Raw genomic sequence first — 20,716 nt, 5'->3', positions numbered from 1 at the left:
CCCCAAAGCCATTTCCAAGCATGTCTCAAAACATCACGTCAGTGAAGCAAAGCGCCACTCGGGTTAGCCTACAGTGATAGAGATCAAGCTAACACCTTGTGCAACTTTCTGGTGACTTCCCACCCTGATCAACAAAGCAGCGTCTCTTGGTTCTTGGCTTGCGGCCGCTTCCTGTTAGAATCAGCAACCTTGAACATAAGAGATTCGCAAATTGCTGGGGCACTTGTTAGTTCCGGATCCCTAAGCTCCAGCATTTCCCCGCGAGCCCTGTTCGCCGTTAGCATTCATCAGTAAGATGACGCAAGTAACAGAAAAATCCAACCACCACGCAAACGCTCAAACTGAAGGAGGTCTGATCGACATGGCTCAACTCTTTTCCGCCGACTGGATGAATCAGCTGAAAGATGCCTGGAATGCTGAGCCCGAGGTCAGCCAGAAGCTGGCTGAAATCAACTTTAGCTCCACCATCGCTTGTGGCTTTAAGGATGAGGAAAACCCACGGGGGGTTTTTGTGGTAGAAAACGGCATCTGCACCCAAGCCGGTGATTGGAACGGACAAACCCCTGACTGGGATATGCGCGCCGAGATGAAAGACTGGCTGAAATGGGTCGAGAAAGGCATTGGCATGATGGGACTTGGCACGGCCTACGCGACCGGCAAGTTGAAGTTCAAGGTGGGTGATTACGGCGCAATGATCAAAGACCCGCGTATGGCCGGGCCTTTTGTGAAAAGCTTCGGCCTGATGCAGCAGGTCGGCGCCGACGAGCTTAGCTAATCTCCCCACCCTGAGTTCTTGATCGGGCGAGACTTAGCCAATCCCGATCCCGAATTCAGCCCGAGGGCTGGGTCCGGGATCGGCACCTGACAATGACCGCACCCGCACCTAGTCAAAACGCTTCCACAGCATCTGATGCAAGCGCTTGATCAACGCAAGATCAACGCAGACTGACGCTGTCGCAGCAGTCGTCAAGGCCCCCGCAAGAACCCCTCCCCGAATCTCCTCCGGCGCGTCCGGTTCACCGAGTTGATCGACCACCAGGGCGGCCCGTCCAAAGTCCTGATTTCGGGTGTAATGGCTGAGAGTCACAATCAGCGTCTCCAAACCCGCGCCCAGGGCCGCAGCGGCACCGTGATCGGAATCCTCGATCACGGCGCAATCCGCGGGCTCGAGCTCCAACTGTTCCAGAACCCGCATAAAAATATCCGGTGCTGGCTTCTTGCGCGGCACCACATCGCCGGCGGCGATGACCTCAAACCACTCGCGCAAACCGGGTTCGCACTGGTTGTCGAGCAGAGCGGTGACATTCTCTGGTGTAGTTGTCGTGGCAATCGCCAGGCGGATGCCAGCCGCGCGCGCCTCGCGCAGCAGACGCAAGACGCCGCATCGCAAAGGGACATGACCCTGCCCGAGCAGCTGCACATAATGGCCTGTCTTCGCCTGATGCAGGCGGGCAATGAAATCAGCGCGCGTCTGCCCATCCGGTACCACGAAGCCGGGGCAGTGGCGGTCAATATAGCGCGCGATGCGTTCCTTGCCACCGGTCACCTGTAGCAAGTCGCCATAGCAGTCTTCCGACCAGTGCCAGTCGAGTCCCGCATCGGAGAAGGCGGCATTGAACGCGATCCGGTGCCCATCGCGCTCGGTGTCGGCCAGGGTTCCATCCACATCGAAAATCAGTGCCTGCAGTTTGCCCATGTGATCACCTCCCAGCTATATGGTTGTTCGCTTCAGCTAGTTCTTCCTTCAGCATACCCTCGACACAGTCACCACCGCACGGGCGTGCGACGGTCTGGCGCGGGGTGAAACGAGCCAATGATTGCCGAGACCAGCGTCATCTGGTAGAAAAGCGCGTTCGCCACCGCGACCGAACCAGACTCACAACGGTGGAGAACCTCTACCCGGTGCACTTGTTGCTCGGATAGCGCTAAGCACGATATTTTACAGTCCATTGTTTTTGGGAGTGACGCAATGGTTGACGCACGCAATGAAGCTGCCAAGGCATTCGGCTTTGAACCCTATCAGGCCGCTGGCGACGAAGAGTACATGAACCAGGATCAGGAGGCGCACTTTCGCGAGATTCTGCTGGCATGGAAACGCAGCCTGATGGAAGAAGTCGACCGCACCGTCCATCACATGCAGGATGAAGCCACCAATTTTCCGGATCCCAACGATCGAGCGACACAAGAATCGGAATTCAGCCTAGAGCTCCGCACCCGCGACCGCGAGCGCAAGCTAATCAAAAAGATCGATGAGGCACTCGGGCGACTCGATGACCACGACTATGGCTACTGCGAAGCGTGCGGCGTGGAAATTGGCATCCGCAGGCTTGAGGCACGTCCGACCGCCACACTCTGCATCGACTGCAAGACGCTCGACGAAATTCGCGAAAAGCAGCGCGGCTGACGCCGCCCTAATCCTGGCAGGCACCCAGCGCAGCCAGCACTGCGACGCGACTGGCGATCACTGCGACCCGACGGTCTGCGTGCGGCCTGGCTCCCTTGACCCTCGATCCGAGCTCGCCGACGCGCATGAGCGTTGTGGCCGCACCCCCTACCGCGGACGCTTCGCCCCCTCGCCCACCGGGCCGCTGCACTTCGGCTCCCTGGTTGCCGCGCTTGGCAGCTATCTTGACGCACGCGCCGCCGGTGGCGACTGGCTGGTGCGCATCGAGGATCTCGACCACCATCGCGAAATGCCAGGCGCCGCCGCCGGCCTGCTGCGCACCCTGGAGCGGTTTGGCCTGCATTGGGACGGGGCGATAGTCTATCAGCGCCAGCGGCTGAGTCTTTACCAGGACGCCCTGGCGGATCTCAGGCGTCGCGGCCGTGCCTACCCCTGCGGCTGTTCGCGCAAGGAAATAGCCGCCAACGCTCGATCAGGGCCAGAGGGGCCAGTCTATCCCGGCACCTGTCGCACGGGGCCTCCACCCGGTCGTGGGGCGCGCACTCTGCGAATCCGCGCACCTGCTGGCGAGATTGCAATTGAGGATCGTATCCAGGGTCGGGTCGCCCTCGACGTGCATGCCGAATTGGGCGATTTCGTCATCCATCGCGCGGACGGCATTCCCGCCTATCAACTCGCGGTGGTAGTGGATGACGCCGCCCAAGGCATCACCCAGATTGTGCGCGGGGCCGATCTGTTGCTGTCCTCCCTGCGCCAGCGCATCCTGCGGCAAGCGCTCAACCTCCCCTGCCCCAGCCTGGCCCACCTGCCAATCGTGCTTGACAGCCAAGGGCGCAAGCTGTCGAAATCCGACTCGGCCCGACCGCTGGATGCCAGTGATCCGCTACCGAGTCTTGGTCGCGCCTGGGGCTTTCTCGGTCAAATGCCCTTGCCCCGCGAACTCGACCGGCTTGAGGATTTCTGGTCTTTCGCCATCGCGCATTGGTCGCCCGCGCGGATACCCACAGGGTCGGCAGGCTTCACCGTTTTTTCATCAAGAGGGCGTACCCTGGCCTGAATCACCTGGATTCATTGTCCACGGCGGCACGGCCAGGCGTTTGCTTACCACCTCAAGGAGACTCTCATGACGGCATCCCCACAGCTCACCAGTGACCGCCTCGCGCCAGCACCAGACCTCAAGGCCACCGGCACGCCGCCTGACAGCGAACAGCTCAAAGCCATGGACGCCTACTGGCGCGCCTGCTGCTATCTAGCCGCCGGCATGATCTACCTGCGCGACAATCCGCTGCTGCGCCAGCCACTCAGTCTCGATCACATCAAGCAGCGACTGCTCGGCCACTGGGGGGCCAGCCCGGGCTTGGCTTTTGTGTATGTCCACCTTAATCGCATTATCAAGGCACACCAGCAGTCGGCCATTTTCCTCGCCGGCCCCGGTCATGGTGCGCCGGGGGTGCTGGCACCTGTGTATTTGGAAGGTACCTATTCGGAAATCTATCCCAACAAAAGCGAGGACGCCGAGGGACTCAAAGCCTTCTTCAAGCAATTCTCCTTTCCCGGCGGTATTGGCTCACACTGCACGCCCGAGACCCCTGGGTCCATTCACGAGGGCGGCGAGTTGGGCTACTCCATCTCCCACGCCTTCGGCGCGGCCTTCGACAACCCCGATCTGCTGGTCACCGTGGTGGTCGGCGATGGCGAGGCCGAGACCGGCCCGCTGGCCACCTCCTGGCACTCGAGCAAGTTCCTCAATCCCATCCGCGATGGCGCCGTGCTGCCGGTGCTGCACTTAAACGGCTACAAAATCAATAATCCGACGCTGCTCTCGCGCATCCCGCACGAGGAACTCGAAAGCCTGATACGCGGCTATGGCTGGGAGCCGCATTTTGTCGAAGGCGATGATCCCATGGCCATGCACCAGGCCATGGCGGCGACGCTTGATGAATGCCACGCCAAGATTCGCTCCATCCAGAACCAAGCGCGTGACGGCGCCCCCCTTTCCACCTCAGGGGCCAATCAGGCCAAGCGCGCCATCTGGCCGATGATCGTGCTGCGCTCGCCCAAGGGTTGGACTGGACCAAAGGAGGTCGATGGGCACAAAGTCGAGGGTTTCTGGCGCGCCCATCAGGTGCCGCTCGCTGGCGTGCGCGAAAATCCCGAGCATCTCGCCCAGCTTGAGGCCTGGTTGCGCGGCTACAAGCCCGAGGAACTGTTCGATGGCAACGGCCGGCTGATCCCTGAACTCAAGGCGCTAGCCCCCAGCGGCACCTTGCGCATGAGCGCCAATCCGCACGCCAATGGCGGCCTGCTGCGCCGCGGTCTGCGCATGCCGGATTTCAACAACTATGCCCTGGATGTGCCCAAGCCAGGGGTACAGCGCGCCGGCAACACCTATCCGCTCGGAGTCTTCCTGCGCGACATCATGGCCGAGAACATGACCAATTTCCGCGTCTTCGGCCCGGATGAGAACAGTTCCAACAAACTGCAAGCCATCTATGAGGTCAGCAAGAAACTCTGGCTGGAGGACTATCTGCCCGAGGACGAAGACGGCGGCGAACTGTCATCTGATGGCCGGGTGATGGAAATGCTCTCCGAGCACACGCTGGAAGGCTGGCTGGAGGGCTATTTGCTGACCGGCCGCCATGGCTTCTTCTCGACCTACGAGGCCTTTGTGCATGTGATTGACTCCATGTTCAATCAGCACGCAAAGTGGCTTTCGATCACCCAGGACATTCCCTGGCGCGCGCCCATTTCCTCGCTCAATTTGCTGATCACCTCCACCGTGTGGCGTCAGGATCACAATGGCTTCACCCATCAGGATCCGGGCTTTCTCGATGTAGTTGTCAACAAGGATCCGGATGTGATTCGCATCTATCTGCCCCCGGATGTCAACACCCTGCTGTCCACCGCCAACCATTGTCTGAAAAGCCGCGACTATGTGAATGTGATTGTCGCCGACAAGCAGGTGCACTTGCAGTTTCTCGACATGGACGCCGCCGTGCGCCACTGCACTAAGGGCGTTGGGATTTGGGACTGGGCCAGCAATGACGAGGGCGAGGAACCGGATCTGGTGATGGTTGGCTGCGGCGATATTCCCACCAAGGAGGCACTGGCCGCCACCGCGCTGCTGCGCGAGCACTTCCCGGAACTCAAAATCCGCTTCATTAATGTGGTCGACCTGCTGCGGCTGCTGCCGGAGCGCGAGCATCCGCATGGCTTGTCGGATCGCGATTTCGATGGCCTTTTCACCAAGGATCGCCATGTGATTTTCAACTTCCACGGCTATCCCTGGCTGATCCATCGCCTGACCTACGCGCGCACCAATCATCATAATTTTCATGTGCGCGGCTATAAGGAGAAGGGCAACATCAACACACCGATGGAGCTGGCCATCAATAACGAGATCGACCGCTTCACCCTGGCTATTGACGCCATCAACCGGCTGCCAGAATTGCAGGTGAAGGGCGCCCATGTCCGCGAGCGGCTGCGCGACCAACAAATTGAATGCCGCAATCATGCCTACAAATTCGGCATCGATCCGCCCGAGATCGACAACTGGACTTGGCCCTTCTGAGCAGACACAGCTTTTCCACAGCACCCCTGCATTCATCACACAGGTTGACACTTCATGAGCCTTACAACAGCCGCCCGGTCTGCCACCGAGCCCCATGAGCCAATCCGCACCGGACTGTCGAAAGACACTCTTGTGCAGGCCTTCGGCGACAATCTGTTTTATGTGCAGGGGCGCTTCCGCGAGGTCGCCAGCCCCTATGATCTATTCATGGCCGCCGCATTCACGGTTCGTGATCGAATGCTGGAGTTATGGATTAAATCAGCCCGCACCTACAAGGAGAAAAACTCGCGCACCGTGGCATATCTGTCCGCCGAGTTCCTGATCGGCCCCCAACTCGGGCTCAACATGGTCAAGCTCGGCATCACCGAGGCCGCACGCGAGGCCGGCAAGGAACTGGATCTGGATCTCGAGGCCATTCTCGAGACCGAGGAGGAACCCGGCCTGGGTAATGGCGGCCTGGGACGGCTGGCGGCTTGTTACATGGACTCCCTGGCCACCTTGCAGATTCCGGCCATTGGTTACGGCATCCGCTATGAATTTGGGATTTTTGATCAGCAAATCATCGACGGTTGGCAGGTCGAAAAAGGCGACACCTGGCTGCGCAATGGCAACCCATGGGAAATTCACCGTCCCAAGATTTGTTTCCCGGTTGGCTTCGGTGGCCATACAGAGCAACATACGGACCCCGCGGGCATTACCCACACCCGCTGGATTCCGGAGCTGGTGGTCAATGGCGTCGCCTATGACACCCCTATTCCCGGCTATGGGGTGAACAACGTCAATTTGTTGCGACTGTGGAAATCCGAGGCACCCGAGTCCTTTGACTTTCAGGCTTTCAACACTGGCAATTACTACGGCGCCGTGCACGCCAAGATCGAGGCTGAGACCATCTCCAAGGTGCTCTACCCCAACGATGATCCGGAAGTCGGCAAGGAACTGCGCCTGAAGCAGCAGTTCTTTTTTGTCTCCTGCTCCCTGCGCGACATGATTCGCCTGGAACTGAGCAACACAGGGACGCTAGAGCATTTCCACAAGAAATTCGCCATCCAGCTCAACGACACCCATCCGTCGCTGGCAGTGGCCGAGTTGATGCGCCTGCTGGTCGACGAGCATCTGATGAACTGGGAACAGGCGTGGGACATCACCCGGCACGCCTGCCATTTCACTAACCACACCCTGCTGCCGGAGGCGCTGGAAACCTGGCCCATTGAGCTGTTCGGACGCCTCCTGCCGCGTCATTTGGAGATTATCTACCAGATCAATCAGCTATTTCTCGATGAAGTGCGGGTTAAGTTCTTCGAGGACGATGACAGGGTCCGGCGGCTGTCGCTCATCGACGAGAACAATGGCCGACGGGTCCGCATGGCCCATCTGGCCGCCGTCGGCAGTTGCGCCATCAATGGCGTAGCCGAACTGCACAGCGAGTTGCTGAAAAGCACCGTGATGCGAGATTTCCATGACATGTACCCGGATCGATTCCACAATGTCACCAATGGCGTGACACCCCGGCGCTTCATGGTGCTCTGCAATCCCCGCTTGGCTCGCTTAATCACCAAGGTCTGCGGCGACAACCGCTGGATTCGCGATCTCGAATGCCTGAGCGCACTCGAACCCCATGCCGATGACAGTGCCCTGCATGAACGTTGGCGAGCCGTGAAAACCGCCGCCAAAACGGATTTATCCAACTGGCTTGGGCAGGAAACCGGCATCGCGCCAGACCCCAGCAGCTTGTTCGACATCCAGGCCAAGCGCATTCATGAGTACAAGCGCCAACATCTGAACCTGCTGCACGTTCTGGCACTCTATGAACAAATCAAGAACCAGGGTACGGATGGCATCGTACCCCGAACATTCATCTTTGGCGGCAAGGCGGCACCTGGCTACACCATGGCCAAGCTCATCATCAAGCTGATCAATGCCGTGGGTGAGGTGATCAACCATGACCCGGCGGTGAATGGCACCCTGAGAGTCATCTTCATGCCGGACTTCAACGTCAAACGCGGTCAGCGCCTCTATCCGGCGGCGGATCTCTCCGAACAGATATCCTTGGCGGGCAAGGAGGCATCCGGTACCGGCAACATGAAGTTTTCCATGAACGGCGCCCTAACCATCGGCACGCTGGATGGCGCCAATGTCGAAATCCGCGAGGAAGTAGGAGCGGAGAATTTCTTTTTGTTTGGCATGACAGCGGCTGAAGTCCAGCGGCGCCAAGCCGAGGGTTATGACCCTTATCAGATTTACAGCACGAACGCGCAGGTAAAGTCCCTGCTTGATCTCATCGCCTCGGGCCTGTTCTCCCATGGCGATGCTGGGCTCTTTCAGCCACTGGTTGAGAACCTGATGTATCAGGATCCCTTCATGGTGCTAGCGGATTTCCACGACTATGTCGAATGCCAGCGGAAAGTGGCCGATGCCTATGGCGATCCGCGCCATTGGACACGCATGTCGATCTTGAACGTGGCGCGCATCGGTAAGTTTTCCTCTGATCGTGCGATTCAGGAATATGCCGAGCGAATTTGGCAGGTGGAGCCAGAACCGGTTAGCTTATAGTGGCGAATCAATTCGCCGACCTTTTTGATCGGGGCGAATCAATTCGCCAACCTTTTTGATCGGGGCGAATCAATTCGCCAACCTTTTTGATCGGGGCGAATCAATTCGCCAACCTTTTTGATCGGGGCGAATCAATTCGCCCCTAGGACTAGAGCACCGGCTAGGGCGCCGCCGACTCCTAATTGCTGACCGGTTGTTCGGTCTGAGACTGGCTGACGTTGCTCAGCAAGTCATTGAGATTAGCCTGCATACGCTCGCGACTCTCGGGTGGCGCCTCGCGCATGCGGCTGTCCTGCTCGACCAGTCCGCGCATGATGCCCGCACCAACTTCGCGTGGATTCTCGAGGAAATCCAGCATCGACTCATTGAAACTCTCGCGCATCTCGTTCATCAACTGCCCAAGACGCATTCCGGGTCGCTGCTCCTCGGCCGGCGTGTCGATCTGCTGGGTCTGACGATAGGCCTGGGCTGCGGTGTATTGCCGCGACTGGCTCATGTTGATTTCAAAGGAGGCGATCTGGGAACCGTCGAAGCTTAGGCCGCCGGCCTGATCGAAGGCTTTTTGCACGTCGCCGCCAAAAAAGTCATCGGCCATCTGGCCAACGTCCCGCACGAAGTCGCTCAGAGCGGTTCTTTCCTCCTCGCTCAGACTGCCGCCTTCAAAGCTGAAGGAATAGCCGACCGATTCACTGCGACTCATTGAGTATGCCGCGGCGCTGTTGCCATTGCTGTCGGCATAGGCAGAGGCGCCAGACGAGAACTCGCTGCTTTGGTCAAATTTTAGCGTGATTTCATCGCCGTCCTGCGTCCGTACTTGCATCTCGAAGGACGACGCGCCAGAGAAGCGCTCAGCCATTGAGAGTGCTGCACTGCCACTGCCATTCACCTCAAGTTGCTCGCGGCGACGGCTGGGGTCGAGTTCGGCCAAAGCCTCGCGCGTGAGCTTCGCGGTTTCGTCCACATCCTCGGCAATCTTGCCTTGCAGCAGGTTCATGCCCTCCAGCATATCCCGCGCCTCGGCCATACCCCGCTCCATGCCGCTTAGGGCGCTGTCAAAAAGCGATTGGACTTCCTTGTCGCCGCGGCCTTGAGCGCGCGCGTTCTCGAGCCCACGGCCAACAAAGGAGCCGATACGCTCAGCAATGGCTGCGGGCGAGAAATCAGCCGGGTCACGCTTTTCAAGGTCGGCGACATCGACGCCCGGAATCCGCTCGACCAAGCGGGTCATCAGACTGTCCTGAAGCTTGGCCATGGCCGCTCCGGCCGCGCCGCCAGATTGTGCACGATAGGCCTCATCGCGCCTCTGAGCGCCTTCAACGTTAGAATCCTGCGCGCGACCGGGATTGACCTGGCCTTGCATCAGGGGGTTCATAAAGCTGGCGGAAGGATTGAAGGAAATCACTGTCGACTCCACGGCTGTGCGCCGGTCATGACAAGATTTTGGCCGGGAGCAGCATATCCCGACCGGGAACTCGTTACATAAAGCAGATAACGACCATCACCAAGTCGGCTTGAGAAAAATATTTTGCAAGATTGTCGGCTTTTTGCCGATTCATGCGCAGTGGCTCGAGGCAGCGATTCAGTCGCTCTTTTTACGTCGGGTCAAAGCGCCTTTGCTGGTGGATGATTCTAACACCGGCAGCACATCACGCGTCTCGGCCAGCATCAGCCCAGGTTCGGATTCTTCCAGCCGCGCCCGCAGACGCCGCTCCTGACGCACCCGCACTCCATAACCAAGTGCCGCGCCGCCAGCAGTCGCCACGGTGAGGAGCCCCACCGTCATGAACTGGGCCACCATCATGGCGACACCAACCCCGGCCATGCCACCCACCGCAAGTCCCGTGCGCAACTTGATGCCGGCGTTGCCCTTCATTTTTGTCTGTTTAGCGGTCATCTTGGAACGCTGGCGCTCGGCCTCAAGGCGGATTTTCTCGCGCTCACGCGCATGGCGCTGCTGAGCGCGCGACAGTGCCTTGTCACTAACATGGCCGGCGATTGACTCAAACCACAGGGTCACCAGCACGCCAGAGCTGGAGCCCAACGCCACGAACAGCGGCCAAGTCATGGCAATATCGGTTTGCAGCGCCGTATAGGTCACCAGGACGGTCACGGCCTGAAGCACCAAGGTACCAATCAAGAACCGAAACAAACTACCCAGACGATGGCCAAACATTGCAGACTCCGTATTGATAGACCTTGGAAGGAGAAGGCGATTGAAGAATCCAAAATCCAAGCAGCGAGGCTAAGCGCGGCGAGAGGCTATGCATCAGCCTCCGTGCTTGGATTTCGCACCTATTGTTGCTTGGCCCGTGGCAGACTCAAGCAAGTACAGCCACTGCTCATCGCCGTGATTTCCCGACGAATGGCCCAAGCGAGCGAGGCGCTGACGCAGTTCTACCAAAGCGGCATCCGCTTCTGCCGCAGCCTCCGAGACTCTGCGATCATAGGCATCAACCACGGGATAAAGATACTCCGGCCCCATGTTGCTCAAGTCCGTCAGCAGCACATCGCTATCCTGCGCTGGCACCAGATCAAAGACGGTCCGCGAGATCAAAAAGGGGCCCGGCGCGGACCTTAACCGATCCGCCAGCGCAAGATGCTGGCGTTGAGCAAGCCAGGCGGCCAGTGCCTCGCGCGCCGCATCAGCCAATTCGGGCGCGCTGCGTTCGGTGAGGGGCAGGGACTCGAGCCCGGCATATACAGGGATCAGGAACTCATGCCGCGTGGATGACTCGCCATGGCTAGAGACCTCGCCGGTACTGATGACACCCGTGCTGATGACATAAGTATCGATCAGCCGCAGAAGCTCTAGCTCAGTGTGGCCCCATGGCCGCGTTTGCTGACTGCCCTGCCCGTCGCCGACTCCATAAAGCACATAGGTATGGACAGCACCCGGGCGATATTCACTCCCCATCCTGAGACGCTCAGCCGCTGATAGTGGCGGAAAAATAGCCAGAGTATCGCCGCGCTCGCCATGAGGCCAGAAGCTGTCGCGCCCCCAACCCCCAGACTGCTGAACAGATGCGTGCTGGCCAGACTCCTGCTGATCAGTCCCCCGCGGATCTGGCACCACGACCTCAGCAGCGCCGTTCCCCACGGAGGTATCCGTCGGCTCAGGCGATTTTGGCACATGTCCGCACGCGGACAGCAGCAGCGAGAGACCGATCAGCATCAGACAGAGGTGCATCAAGTCACCCCAAGACGGCGCCCAACAAGCGCGTTTTGACGGCAATACGCGCGGGAACAGAGCACCTTGGAAACATGACCAACGACTGTACATGATTGACTGGTATCCTCTCCTGACGCTCATCGTGCGGCACCGCCCCGGAGAATAAAACAGCTGTTTTACGGTCGCGAGGAATGGGTGAGGCGGACCCTGATGCGCTGCCACAAAAAAATCCTGGCAGGCGATGCGCCAAGGCGCCTTCCTGCTTCGGGCGCTGCCGCTTCACTCGGCTAGGATACCTTTTTTTCTTGCAACGGGAGTTTACCCCTCGGCGGTGAATTCCTATCATGCTTCTTTCTTGCCAATTTCCGACCCGGAGTCCGAATTCATGCGTCTGATCGAAGAGGCCCTGACCTTCGATGATGTCCTGCTGGTACCCGCCCATTCGGACGTTGTCCCCAGCGAAGTCGATCCCAGCACTCATCTCACGCGCGAGATCGCGCTGAAAATCCCGCTGCTCTCCGCCGCGATGGACACTGTCACCGAGGGACGCCTTGCCATCGCCATGGCACTTGAGGGTGGCATCGGCATTGTACACAAAAACATGAGCATTGAGCGCCAGGCGCGCGAAGTACTCGGTGTCAAGAAGTACGAAAGCGGCATTATCCGCGACCCCATCACGGTACCGCCCGACACCAGCGTGGGCGAGGTGTTGCAGATTACCCGGGCGCACAATATCAGCGGCGTGCCAGTGACCGAGGGCGGCAAGCTAGTCGGCATCGTCACGGGCCGCGACCTGCGCTTCGAGAACCGCATGAGCGCCCCGGTCTCGGCCATCATGACCGGGCGTGATCGTCTTATTACAGTGCTTGAAGGAGCACCACGCGATGAAGTCCTGAGCTTGCTGCATAAGCATCGCATCGAAAAAGTGCTGGTGGTCAACGAGGCTTTTGAGTTGCGCGGGCTGATCACCGTCAAGGATATCCAGAAAGCCAAGGATTTCCCCAAGGCCTCGCGCGATCAGCAAGAACGACTGCGCGTGGGTGCCGCCGTCGGCGTCGGCAAGGGCACCGAGGAGCGCGTCACCGCGCTAGTCGAGGCCGGCGTGGATGTGCTGGTGGTGGATACCGCCCATGGGCATTCCCAGGGCGTCCTCGATCGCGTAGCCTGGGTCAAGGATCATTTTCCCGATGTACAGGTGATCGGCGGCAATATCGCCACCGCCGATGCCGCGCTGGCACTGGCCAAGGCTGGCGCGGACGCGGTCAAGGTCGGCATCGGCCCGGGCTCCATCTGCACGACTCGTATCGTGGCTGGCGTCGGGGTTCCGCAGATCACCGCCGTTAGCAATGTCACCCAGGCGCTCGCGGGGACCGACATCATGGTCATTGCCGATGGTGGCTTGCGCTACTCCGGCGATGTTGCCAAGGTCATTGCCGCCGGCGCCCATTGCGTGATGATCGGCAGCCTGTTTGCCGGCACGGATGAAGCCCCAGGCGAGGTCGAGATCTACCAGGGCCGTTCCTACAAGTCCTATCGCGGCATGGGCTCGCTCGGCGCCATGGCGGGCAAGCAGGGGTCGAGTGATCGCTATTTCCAGGAAAATACCGAAAAAGAAAAACTCGTTCCCGAGGGCATTGAGGGCCGCGTGCCCTACAAAGGCAGCCTGATCAACGTGGTCGGGCAGTTAATCGGCGGCCTGGCCTCGAGCATGGGCTACACCGGGTGCCGCACCATTGAGGAAATGCGCACAAAACCCCATTTCGTGCGCGTCAGCGCCGCGGGAATGCGCGAATCCCATGTCCATGACGTGCAAATCACCAAAGAAGCGCCCAACTATCGGATCGACAACTGAGCATGGCCACCAGCACCCCGCAACCCATCCATGCAGATCGTGTTCTGATCCTCGACTTTGGCTCCCAATACAGCCAGCTGATCGCCCGCCGGGTGCGCGAGGCAGGCGTTTACTGCGAGCTGCACCCTTACGACATCAACACCAATGCACTGCGCGATTTTGCCCCGCGCGGAATCATTCTGTCAGGCGGTCCGGAATCCGTGCATCAAGGCGAGGCACCACGGGCCGATCCACTGGTCTTCGACCTTGGCGTTCCGGTGCTCGGGATCTGCTATGGCATGCAGACCATGGCGGCCCAGCTGGGCGGACAGGTCACAGCCGCCGAGCGGCGCGAATACGGCTACGCGCAAGTGCGCGCGCGCGGCCATTCACGCCTGCTACGCGCCATTGAAGATCACGACTCCGCCGACGGCTTCGCGCTCCTGGATGTCTGGATGAGCCATGCTGATCGGGTCGAACGCCTGCCACATGGCTTTCAGACCATCGCCGAGACCGACAACGCCCCCTTTGCCGGCATTGCCGACGAGGCGCGCGGATTCTATGGCCTGCAGTTCCATCCCGAGGTCACCCACACCCGCCAAGGGCAACGCATCCTCGCGCGCTTTTTGCACGACATCTGCGGCTGCGGCAATCGCTGGACCCCGGCCAATATCGCCGAGGTAATGACCGCGCGCATCCGCGCACAAGTCGGCCATGAGCATGTCCTGCTTGGCCTCTCCGGTGGCGTGGATTCCGCCGTGGTCGCCGCCCTGCTGCATCAAGCCATTGGCGAGCAACTGATTTGCGTTTTTGTCGACAATGGTCTGCTGCGTGCCGGCGAGGCCGACCAGGTCATGGCCACCTTCGCGCGTCACATGGGTGTGCGTGTGATCCGCGTCGATGCCGAAGATCGCTTTTTGGAACGCTTGGCTGGCATCAGCGACCCCGAACAGAAACGTAAAATGATCGGCAACACCTTTATCGAGGTCTTCGAGCAGCAAGCCGAACGCCTGCCTGATGTCCGCTGGTTGGCGCAGGGCACCATCTATCCAGATGTGATTGAATCCGCGGGTACCCGCACCGGCAAGGCAAAGGTGATCAAATCCCACCACAATGTTGGCGGCCTGCCCGAACGCATGCAGCTCAAACTTCTCGAGCCGCTGCGGGAATTGTTCAAGGATGAGGTGCGCAAGCTCGGCCTGGAGCTTGGCCTGCCGGCGGACATGGTCTATCGCCACCCCTTCCCCGGCCCTGGCCTTGGCGTGCGCATCCTGGGCGAAGTCCTAAAAGAGCATGCCGATCAGCTGCGCCTGGCGGATGCCATCTTCATCGAAGAGTTGCGCCGTGCCGGGCTCTACGACCGGGTCTCCCAAGCCTTCGCGGTCTTTCTGCCCGTGCGCTCGGTGGGCGTTGTCGGAGACAACCGCCACTATGCGCATGTGATCGCGCTGCGCGCGGTTGAAACCAGCGATTTCATGACCGCCCGCTGGGCCGAGCTGCCCTATGAGCTCCTCGCCCATGTCAGCCACCGCATCGTCAATGAGGTCGCGGGTATCTCCAGGGTCGTCTATGACGTCACAGGCAAACCCCCCGGCACCATTGAATGGGAGTAGCCCAAGGGCCGGCGGATGACGAGCACTGGATGCGCCACGCCTTGGCCTTGGCCAAGCGTGCGGCGGAAGAAGGTGAGGTGCCGGTTGGCGCGGTGCTGGTACTGGATAACACCCTGGTCGGCGAGGGCTGGAATCAGCCTGTGGCAAGGCATGACCCAAGCGCCCATGCTGAAATATTAGCCCTGCGTGCGGCGGGAACCAGGCTTGGCAATTACCGTCTGCCAGGCTCCAGGCTCTACGTCACGCTCGAGCCCTGCGTCATGTGCGCTGGTGCCATCATTCATGCCCGCGTGGAGCGCGTGATTTTCGGCGCCCCGGATCCCAAAGCTGGCGCCTGCGGAAGCGTGTTTGACCTACTCCCCGCCGATGAGCGTTTCAACCATGCAACCCAATGTCGCGGTCCTGTTCTTGCCCACCCTTGCGGCGAACTACTGCGAGATTTTTTTAGGAACAAGCGCACGAGAAAGGCACGCTCGAGGGATTGACCAGAGAAATAACCGCGCCGCGCGAGCAGTCGCGACGCAGTTATTTGGGCTGATCAGCTAGCCCCGGCTGGCCACGCGCTTAGCGGAAATAGCGCCGCGCATTGACGTTCTGAAAAACAGGGTGCCGACAAAACCGGCAACAGCGACCCAGACGGTCATCATGAAGGGCTTGGTTTGCGCATCGGCCACGCCGAAGGTCTCGCCCAGTTTGATTAGTGCCGGATTGTTTTCGGGAACAGCAATCAAGAACGCACAGAAAACCAGGAAGGCCGCGAAGAATACCATTTTGATATCCATCTGAATGGCGGCCAGCAAGGTAGCAAAGGCAATCAGATACACGAGCAAGATAGTGTACTGCTGGTCGTTCATCAACTCACGGATACCTTGCGTGTTTAGCAGGTATACCAAACCAATCAGGGCACCCCAGTGAATACCCTGACGGATCAGGTACCAAAGACGTGAATTGTTATTCAGATACGCCTGACCCCACCCGGAACCGAGCGAGTAAAGCGCAATGACGGGAATAAAGAATTCCCAGTACTGGAAGGCCTCGGAGAAGCCTCCCCTGGTGAGGCTGTAGAGCAGGACAACGGCACCGAAGAGAACCAGTAACGGAGTCATGCCGAGCAGCATGGAGTTACCGCCCTTGGACTTGCCGGACGAAGATCCGGTGGATGCCTCTGAGGCGACAGTGCTTGGCGACTGGGACATGGAATTTCCTCCCATGATGAGATCGATGGTAAGTAGATCGATGCCTGAGCGGCGGATCGATCAAGCGACGGACTTGGAGCGCAGTGGCTCACCCCCCTAATATTAACCTTTTGCAATTTGGGTGTTAAGAAAAAAACTGACCTGGCGCAGGTGAAATGCGGAAATAATCCAAACCAGTGGTCAGACAACCCAAACAGCCGCCAACAGTAGCATCGCCTACAATAACACATTATGTTTCTAAATACCAACGGATTACCACTTAAAACGGCCAGATCAAGGGAACCAGAAGCACTGTCACGGCACCGACTAGCACAGTAAGGGGCGTTCCGATACGCACAAAGTCCGCGAACCTATAACCACCGACACTAAAAACCATTAAATTGGTCTGATATCCGATGGGCGTGGCGAAACTGGCCGAGGCCGCGATCATCACCACCACCATGAAGGCCATCGGATTCACACCCATTTGCGCCGCCGTGTCCAAAGCGATTGGAAAAGCCAGCACCGCGGCGACGTTGTTGGTGGCCAGCGCGGTCAGCAGGGCGGTGGCCGTGAAGACCAGTGCCAGAGACAACCAGGGACTTCCCTGCGCCAGCCCAATCAAAGAGCTCGCCAACAGCGCCGCCGCGCCGGTTTTCTCGAGCGCAGCTGCGATGCCAAAGGATGTCGCAATCACCGCCAGCACCTGTCGATCGGGCGCGCGACGCGCCACCCGGCCCTGAGTACATCGGCTGATAATCATGGCCCCAGCCGCCAGGAGTGCCGCCTCAAGCATGGTCAGCCAGCCCGAGCCGGCCGCGACCACCATGGCAACCACAATCGCAATCGCCAGAGGAGCGCGCTCGTGGCTCAGCGGGTGCTCATCACCAAGTTGACTGACAACCAGAAAATCCCGCGCATCGCGCTGTTGCAAGACGAACTCCGGACGCGATTCCAGCAGCAAGGTATCGCCAGGCAGCAGGGCAATATCACCAATCTTGCCGTGCACCCGCTCTCCATTGCGCGACAGGGCGATAATCACGGCGTTGTAGCGAGCGCGAAAGCGTCCCGCGCGCACTGTCAGGCCTATCAGCGGGCATTTATTGGACAACACCACCTCGACAAAACAGCGATCGCGACGCAGACCCTCGAGCTTGAACACCTGATCGGTCGCCGGGACCAGCCCGCGGATGCGTTGCAGATCCATGACTGAGTCAATCACGCCAGCGAAGACCAGCCGATCATTCGCCTGCAACGACTCTTGGGACGACACCGCCGGAATGATGCTGCCCTGGCGGTCAATCTCCACCAAAAACAGCCCGGGCAGCTGACGCAACCCAGCCTGCTCGATACTTTTTCCGGCAAGCGCGCTGTTGGGCTCAACCAGCATCTCGACCGTATAGCGACGGACATCCTCAAAAGCAGCCGCCGCCGATGCCCGCGTTGGCAGCAGCCAACGCCCGGCCAACAGGATAAAGAGCACCACAGTCACCACCACCGGCAGCCCGATCCAGGCCAATTCGAAGAGGCCCAAACCTGCTTGCCCCGTGCGTTCCATATAAAGCCCATTGACCACCAGATTGGTACTGGTCCCAATGAGAGTGCAGGCACCCCCGGCAATACTGGCATAACTCAAGGGAATCAGAAGTTTGGACAACCGCAGCCGGTTGCGCTTGGCCCAGTCAATCAGTGCGGGGATAAAAATGGCCACCACCGGGGTGTTATTCAGGAAAGCGCTCAAGGCCGCCACCGGCAGCATCAGCCGCCATTGCGCGCTGATTTCCCCGCGCGGGCGCCCCAGCAGCGACTGGCTGATCCAACCAACGGCACCGGTTTCAGTCAGCCCAGTCACCACCACATAGAGCACCGCCACCGTCAGCATGGCGGGATTGGAGAAACCCGCCAGGGCTTCCGTGGGCGTCAGAATGCCCGTCACCAACAGCAGGGTCAGCACGCCAGAGGTGACAATGTCTGGCGCGATGCGCGTTCGCGCAAGCAGCATGAAACAGACCAGAACCAACCCCAGCGTAAAGATTCCCTGCCAACCGAGCGCGAGGACGTCGGCCATGTTACCTGCCTATAATGTAATGATGGAAAGCCGGTGGTGACTACGCAGAGATTGTGCACCTTTCATTAAGGTCGCGCCAAGACGGCTTGTAACCCTTTGAAAAGCAAACTTAACCCCCGTTCTCATGCAAGCATGAAGGCGCGCGCTACCCTGCGTTTCGCACTAACCGCAGGCCTCGCGATCACCCTCGGTGTCCTGGCCGCGCTCAGCATCGCCAGCCGCCTGCAGCCCCCGCCCGAACTCAGCACACCCGTCTCCCGGCTCATTCTCGCGCGCGACGGTCAACTCCTGCGCGCGGCCCCAGTCGCCGATGGGCGCTGGCGCCTGCCACTTCAACTCAGTGATCTCGACCCCCTGCTGATCGACCTGCTCTTGACATGGGAAGACCGCCGTTTCTTCGCCCACCATGGCGTCGACTGGGCAGCCATGGCGCGTGCCCTGACGCAGATGCTCACCGAGGGACGCATCGTCTCGGGCGGCTCCACGCTCAGCATGCAACTGGTGCGTTTGCTCGAGGGCGCCGAAACCCGGTCCCCAAGCGGCAAATGGCGTCAGATCCTCGGCGCACTCGCGCTCGAGCGCCGAGCGAGCAAAGGCGCGATTCTGCAGGCTTACCTGCAGCATGCTGGCTACGGCGGCAATCTCGAGGGGGTGCGTTCCGCCAGTCTGGCGTATTTCGGCAAAGAACCGCGACGCCTCGGCACCGCCGAGGCCGCCCTGCTGGTGGCCCTGCCGCAATCCCCGGAGCGACGCCGACCTGATCGCTTCCCCCAGGCCGCCAGGCAGGCGCGCAACCGAGTCCTGGCGCGCGCCGCGGCACAGGGAATCATCAGCGGCGAAATCGCCGAGCAAGCCATGGCGGCACCTGTCCCGCGTCTGCGCCGTCAACTCCCGCGGTTGGCGGCACACCGCGCCGAGCATTGGATGCAACGCCTGCCCGAGGCCCCGGTGCTGCGACTAACCCTGTCCGCGCCATTGCAACAAGCGCTCGAAACCCTTGCCCAAGAGCACGCCGCAACGCTCGGCCCGCGCGTCTCCCTGGCCATGCTGGCAGTGGATCACCACAGCGGAGAGGTGTTGGCATCGGTCGGCTCAGCCGCCTACACCGATGTCTCGCGCGAGGGCTTCATCGACATGACCGAGGCCGTGCGTTCCCCCGGCTCAACGCTAAAACCACTGATTTATGGTCTTGGGTTCGAGCTTGGCATCGCCCACCCCGAGAGCCTGATCGACGACCGCCCAACAGGGTTCGACCAATATGCGCCAGCCAATTTCGACGGCGACTTTGCTGGAACCCTAACAGTGCGCGAGGCCTTGCAGCGCTCGCTCAACGTCCCCGCCGTCACCATGCTCAAGCAGGTCGGTCCCACGCGACTGCTTGCGCGACTCAGACGCGCGGGCGCCATCGCTCAACTCCCGGGAAATCGCCCCGCTGGACTCGCCATCGCGCTCGGCGGCGTCGGCCTGCGCCTGCGCGATCTGGTCGCCCTCTACGCCGCCATTGCCCGCGGCGGCCAACCCGTGGCGCTGCGCGAATTACTCACCCCATTGCCCCATCCGCCGAAAGCACCCAAGGCAGCGCAAGCCTCCGTCCTGGATCCGCGAGCAAGCTGGTATCTGACTTCAATCCTCTCCGGCGCCAACGACTTAAACAGAGGCGCGAATAGCCTCGCGATCAAGACCGGAACATCCTTCGGCTATCGCGATGCCTGGGCCATCGGCTTTGACGGACGCCATGTGATTGGCGTCTGGGCCGGCCGACCCGACGGCGTCCCGGTCGCCAACCTGACGGGCGCGACTGCCGCCGTCCCCGTCCTGATCGATGCCTTTGCCCGCTTGGGAGCGCCCGCGCCCTTCCCTGCCGCGCCCGAGGGAGTGCTGCAACTCAGCAGCACCCAGCTCCCCCCTCCCCTGCGGCACATCGACCAGCGTGACAAGAGCGAGTCCGCAGCCTCTCGAGTACAGATTGCCTACCCACCGAATGGCGCCCGCATCGACCTGACATCCAGCGCCGTGCCGCACTCCATGCAAAGGCTCGTCCTGAAAGCCCGCGGCGGCCAAGCGCCCTTTCGCTGGATCATCAATGGCCAACCCATCACGCATGACGCCTTCACCCGCTCCAGCCGCTGGCAACCTGACGGCCGCGGATTTACCCGGATACTGCTGATCGACGCCACTGGCAGCAAAGCCACCGCTCAGGTTTTCGTTGAATGACGGCCAAAATTCCCGAGACTCCCTGATTCCTGTCGATCAGTCATCCGGCCCGTAACCCCAAGAGCGCGGCCGGGCGCGAAACCAAGGACCACTGGACAATCAGGCGACCCTTTGGGCAAGA

15 protein-coding genes are annotated in these 20,716 nt (G+C 60.3%); 9 read left to right on the top strand and 6 right to left on the bottom strand.

Features of this window, described 5'->3' with window-relative positions:
• Positions 1 to 361 precede the first annotated feature (361 nt).
• Positions 362 to 775 (top strand): SCP-2 sterol transfer family protein, encoded by a 414-nt coding sequence (locus Thiowin_RS08135; RefSeq protein ID WP_328988033.1) that lies wholly within the window; start codon positions 362 to 364, stop codon positions 773 to 775.
• A gap of 108 nt (positions 776 to 883) precedes the next feature.
• On the opposite strand, the gene Thiowin_RS08130 is transcribed toward Thiowin_RS08135, so the two are convergent.
• Complete coding sequence (locus tag Thiowin_RS08130; protein WP_328987244.1) at positions 884 to 1,696, bottom strand: HAD-IA family hydrolase; 813 nt, start codon at positions 1,694 to 1,696, stop codon at positions 884 to 886.
• A gap of 273 nt (positions 1,697 to 1,969) precedes the next feature.
• Between Thiowin_RS08130 and dksA the strand changes: the two genes are divergently transcribed.
• The 4 genes from dksA (at position 1,970) to Thiowin_RS08110 (ending at position 8,525) form a co-directional block, all read left to right on the top strand.
• Positions 1,970 to 2,404, top strand: a complete 435-nt coding sequence (gene dksA / locus Thiowin_RS08125; RefSeq protein ID WP_328987242.1) for an RNA polymerase-binding protein DksA — start codon at positions 1,970 to 1,972, stop codon at positions 2,402 to 2,404.
• Positions 2,405 to 2,483: 79 nt separating this feature from the next.
• Entirely contained in the window at positions 2,484 to 3,461 is a 978-nt protein-coding gene (gene gluQRS / locus Thiowin_RS08120) for a tRNA glutamyl-Q(34) synthetase GluQRS (protein WP_328987241.1), read from the top strand.
• A 66-nt stretch (positions 3,462 to 3,527) separates the two neighbouring features.
• The gene (locus Thiowin_RS08115) at positions 3,528 to 5,975 is read left to right on the top strand and encodes a phosphoketolase family protein (protein WP_328987240.1); all 2,448 of its coding nucleotides are present in this window, start codon (positions 3,528 to 3,530) and stop codon (positions 5,973 to 5,975) included.
• A 54-nt stretch (positions 5,976 to 6,029) separates the two neighbouring features.
• On the top strand, positions 6,030 to 8,525 hold the full coding sequence (locus tag Thiowin_RS08110; RefSeq protein WP_328987239.1) for a glycogen/starch/alpha-glucan phosphorylase: 2,496 nt from the start codon (positions 6,030 to 6,032) through the stop codon (positions 8,523 to 8,525).
• Between the two features lie 178 nt (positions 8,526 to 8,703).
• On the opposite strand, the gene Thiowin_RS08105 is transcribed toward Thiowin_RS08110, so the two are convergent.
• From Thiowin_RS08105 to Thiowin_RS08095, 3 genes are all read right to left on the bottom strand, one after another.
• Complete coding sequence (locus Thiowin_RS08105; RefSeq protein WP_328987238.1) at positions 8,704 to 9,885, bottom strand: DUF5610 domain-containing protein; 1,182 nt, start codon at positions 9,883 to 9,885, stop codon at positions 8,704 to 8,706.
• A 219-nt stretch (positions 9,886 to 10,104) separates the two neighbouring features.
• Positions 10,105 to 10,698, bottom strand: coding sequence for a hypothetical protein (locus Thiowin_RS08100; RefSeq protein ID WP_328987236.1), 594 nt, complete (start codon positions 10,696 to 10,698; stop codon positions 10,105 to 10,107).
• 93 nt (positions 10,699 to 10,791) lie between these two features.
• Complete coding sequence (locus tag Thiowin_RS08095; protein ID WP_328987234.1) at positions 10,792 to 11,712, bottom strand: hypothetical protein; 921 nt, start codon at positions 11,710 to 11,712, stop codon at positions 10,792 to 10,794.
• 367 nt (positions 11,713 to 12,079) lie between these two features.
• Here Thiowin_RS08095 and guaB point away from each other — a divergent pair, with 367 nt between their 5' ends.
• The 3 genes from guaB to tadA are packed head-to-tail and all read left to right on the top strand — an operon-like array spanning position 12,080 to position 15,623.
• Entirely contained in the window at positions 12,080 to 13,546 is a 1,467-nt protein-coding gene (guaB, locus tag Thiowin_RS08090; RefSeq protein ID WP_328987233.1) for an IMP dehydrogenase, read from the top strand.
• A gap of 2 nt (positions 13,547 to 13,548) precedes the next feature.
• Positions 13,549 to 15,138, top strand: coding sequence for a glutamine-hydrolyzing GMP synthase (guaA, locus tag Thiowin_RS08085; protein ID WP_328987232.1), 1,590 nt, complete (start codon positions 13,549 to 13,551; stop codon positions 15,136 to 15,138).
• Positions 15,129 to 15,623, top strand: a complete 495-nt coding sequence (gene tadA / locus Thiowin_RS08080) for a tRNA adenosine(34) deaminase TadA (protein WP_328987231.1) — start codon at positions 15,129 to 15,131, stop codon at positions 15,621 to 15,623. Before guaA ends, tadA begins: the two co-directional genes overlap by 10 nt.
• A gap of 57 nt (positions 15,624 to 15,680) precedes the next feature.
• Here the strand turns inward: tadA and Thiowin_RS08075 are convergent, their stop codons facing one another.
• Positions 15,681 to 16,334, bottom strand: coding sequence for a hypothetical protein (locus Thiowin_RS08075; protein ID WP_328987230.1), 654 nt, complete (start codon positions 16,332 to 16,334; stop codon positions 15,681 to 15,683).
• Positions 16,335 to 16,593: 259 nt separating this feature from the next.
• Positions 16,594 to 18,381, bottom strand: a complete 1,788-nt coding sequence (locus Thiowin_RS08070) for an SLC13 family permease (RefSeq protein WP_328987229.1) — start codon at positions 18,379 to 18,381, stop codon at positions 16,594 to 16,596.
• 132 nt (positions 18,382 to 18,513) lie between these two features.
• On the opposite strand from Thiowin_RS08070, the gene pbpC reads away from it, so the two are divergent.
• The gene (pbpC, locus tag Thiowin_RS08065) at positions 18,514 to 20,595 is read left to right on the top strand and encodes a penicillin-binding protein 1C (RefSeq protein ID WP_328987228.1); all 2,082 of its coding nucleotides are present in this window, start codon (positions 18,514 to 18,516) and stop codon (positions 20,593 to 20,595) included.
• The last annotated feature ends 121 nt before the right edge of the window (positions 20,596 to 20,716 follow it).

The organism is Thiorhodovibrio winogradskyi, assembly GCF_036208045.1.
GTDB lineage: Bacteria > Pseudomonadota > Gammaproteobacteria > Chromatiales > Chromatiaceae > Thiorhodovibrio > Thiorhodovibrio winogradskyi.
Note: the sequence above shows the minus strand (reverse complement) of the source record. Positions and strands in the feature narration are given on the sequence as shown.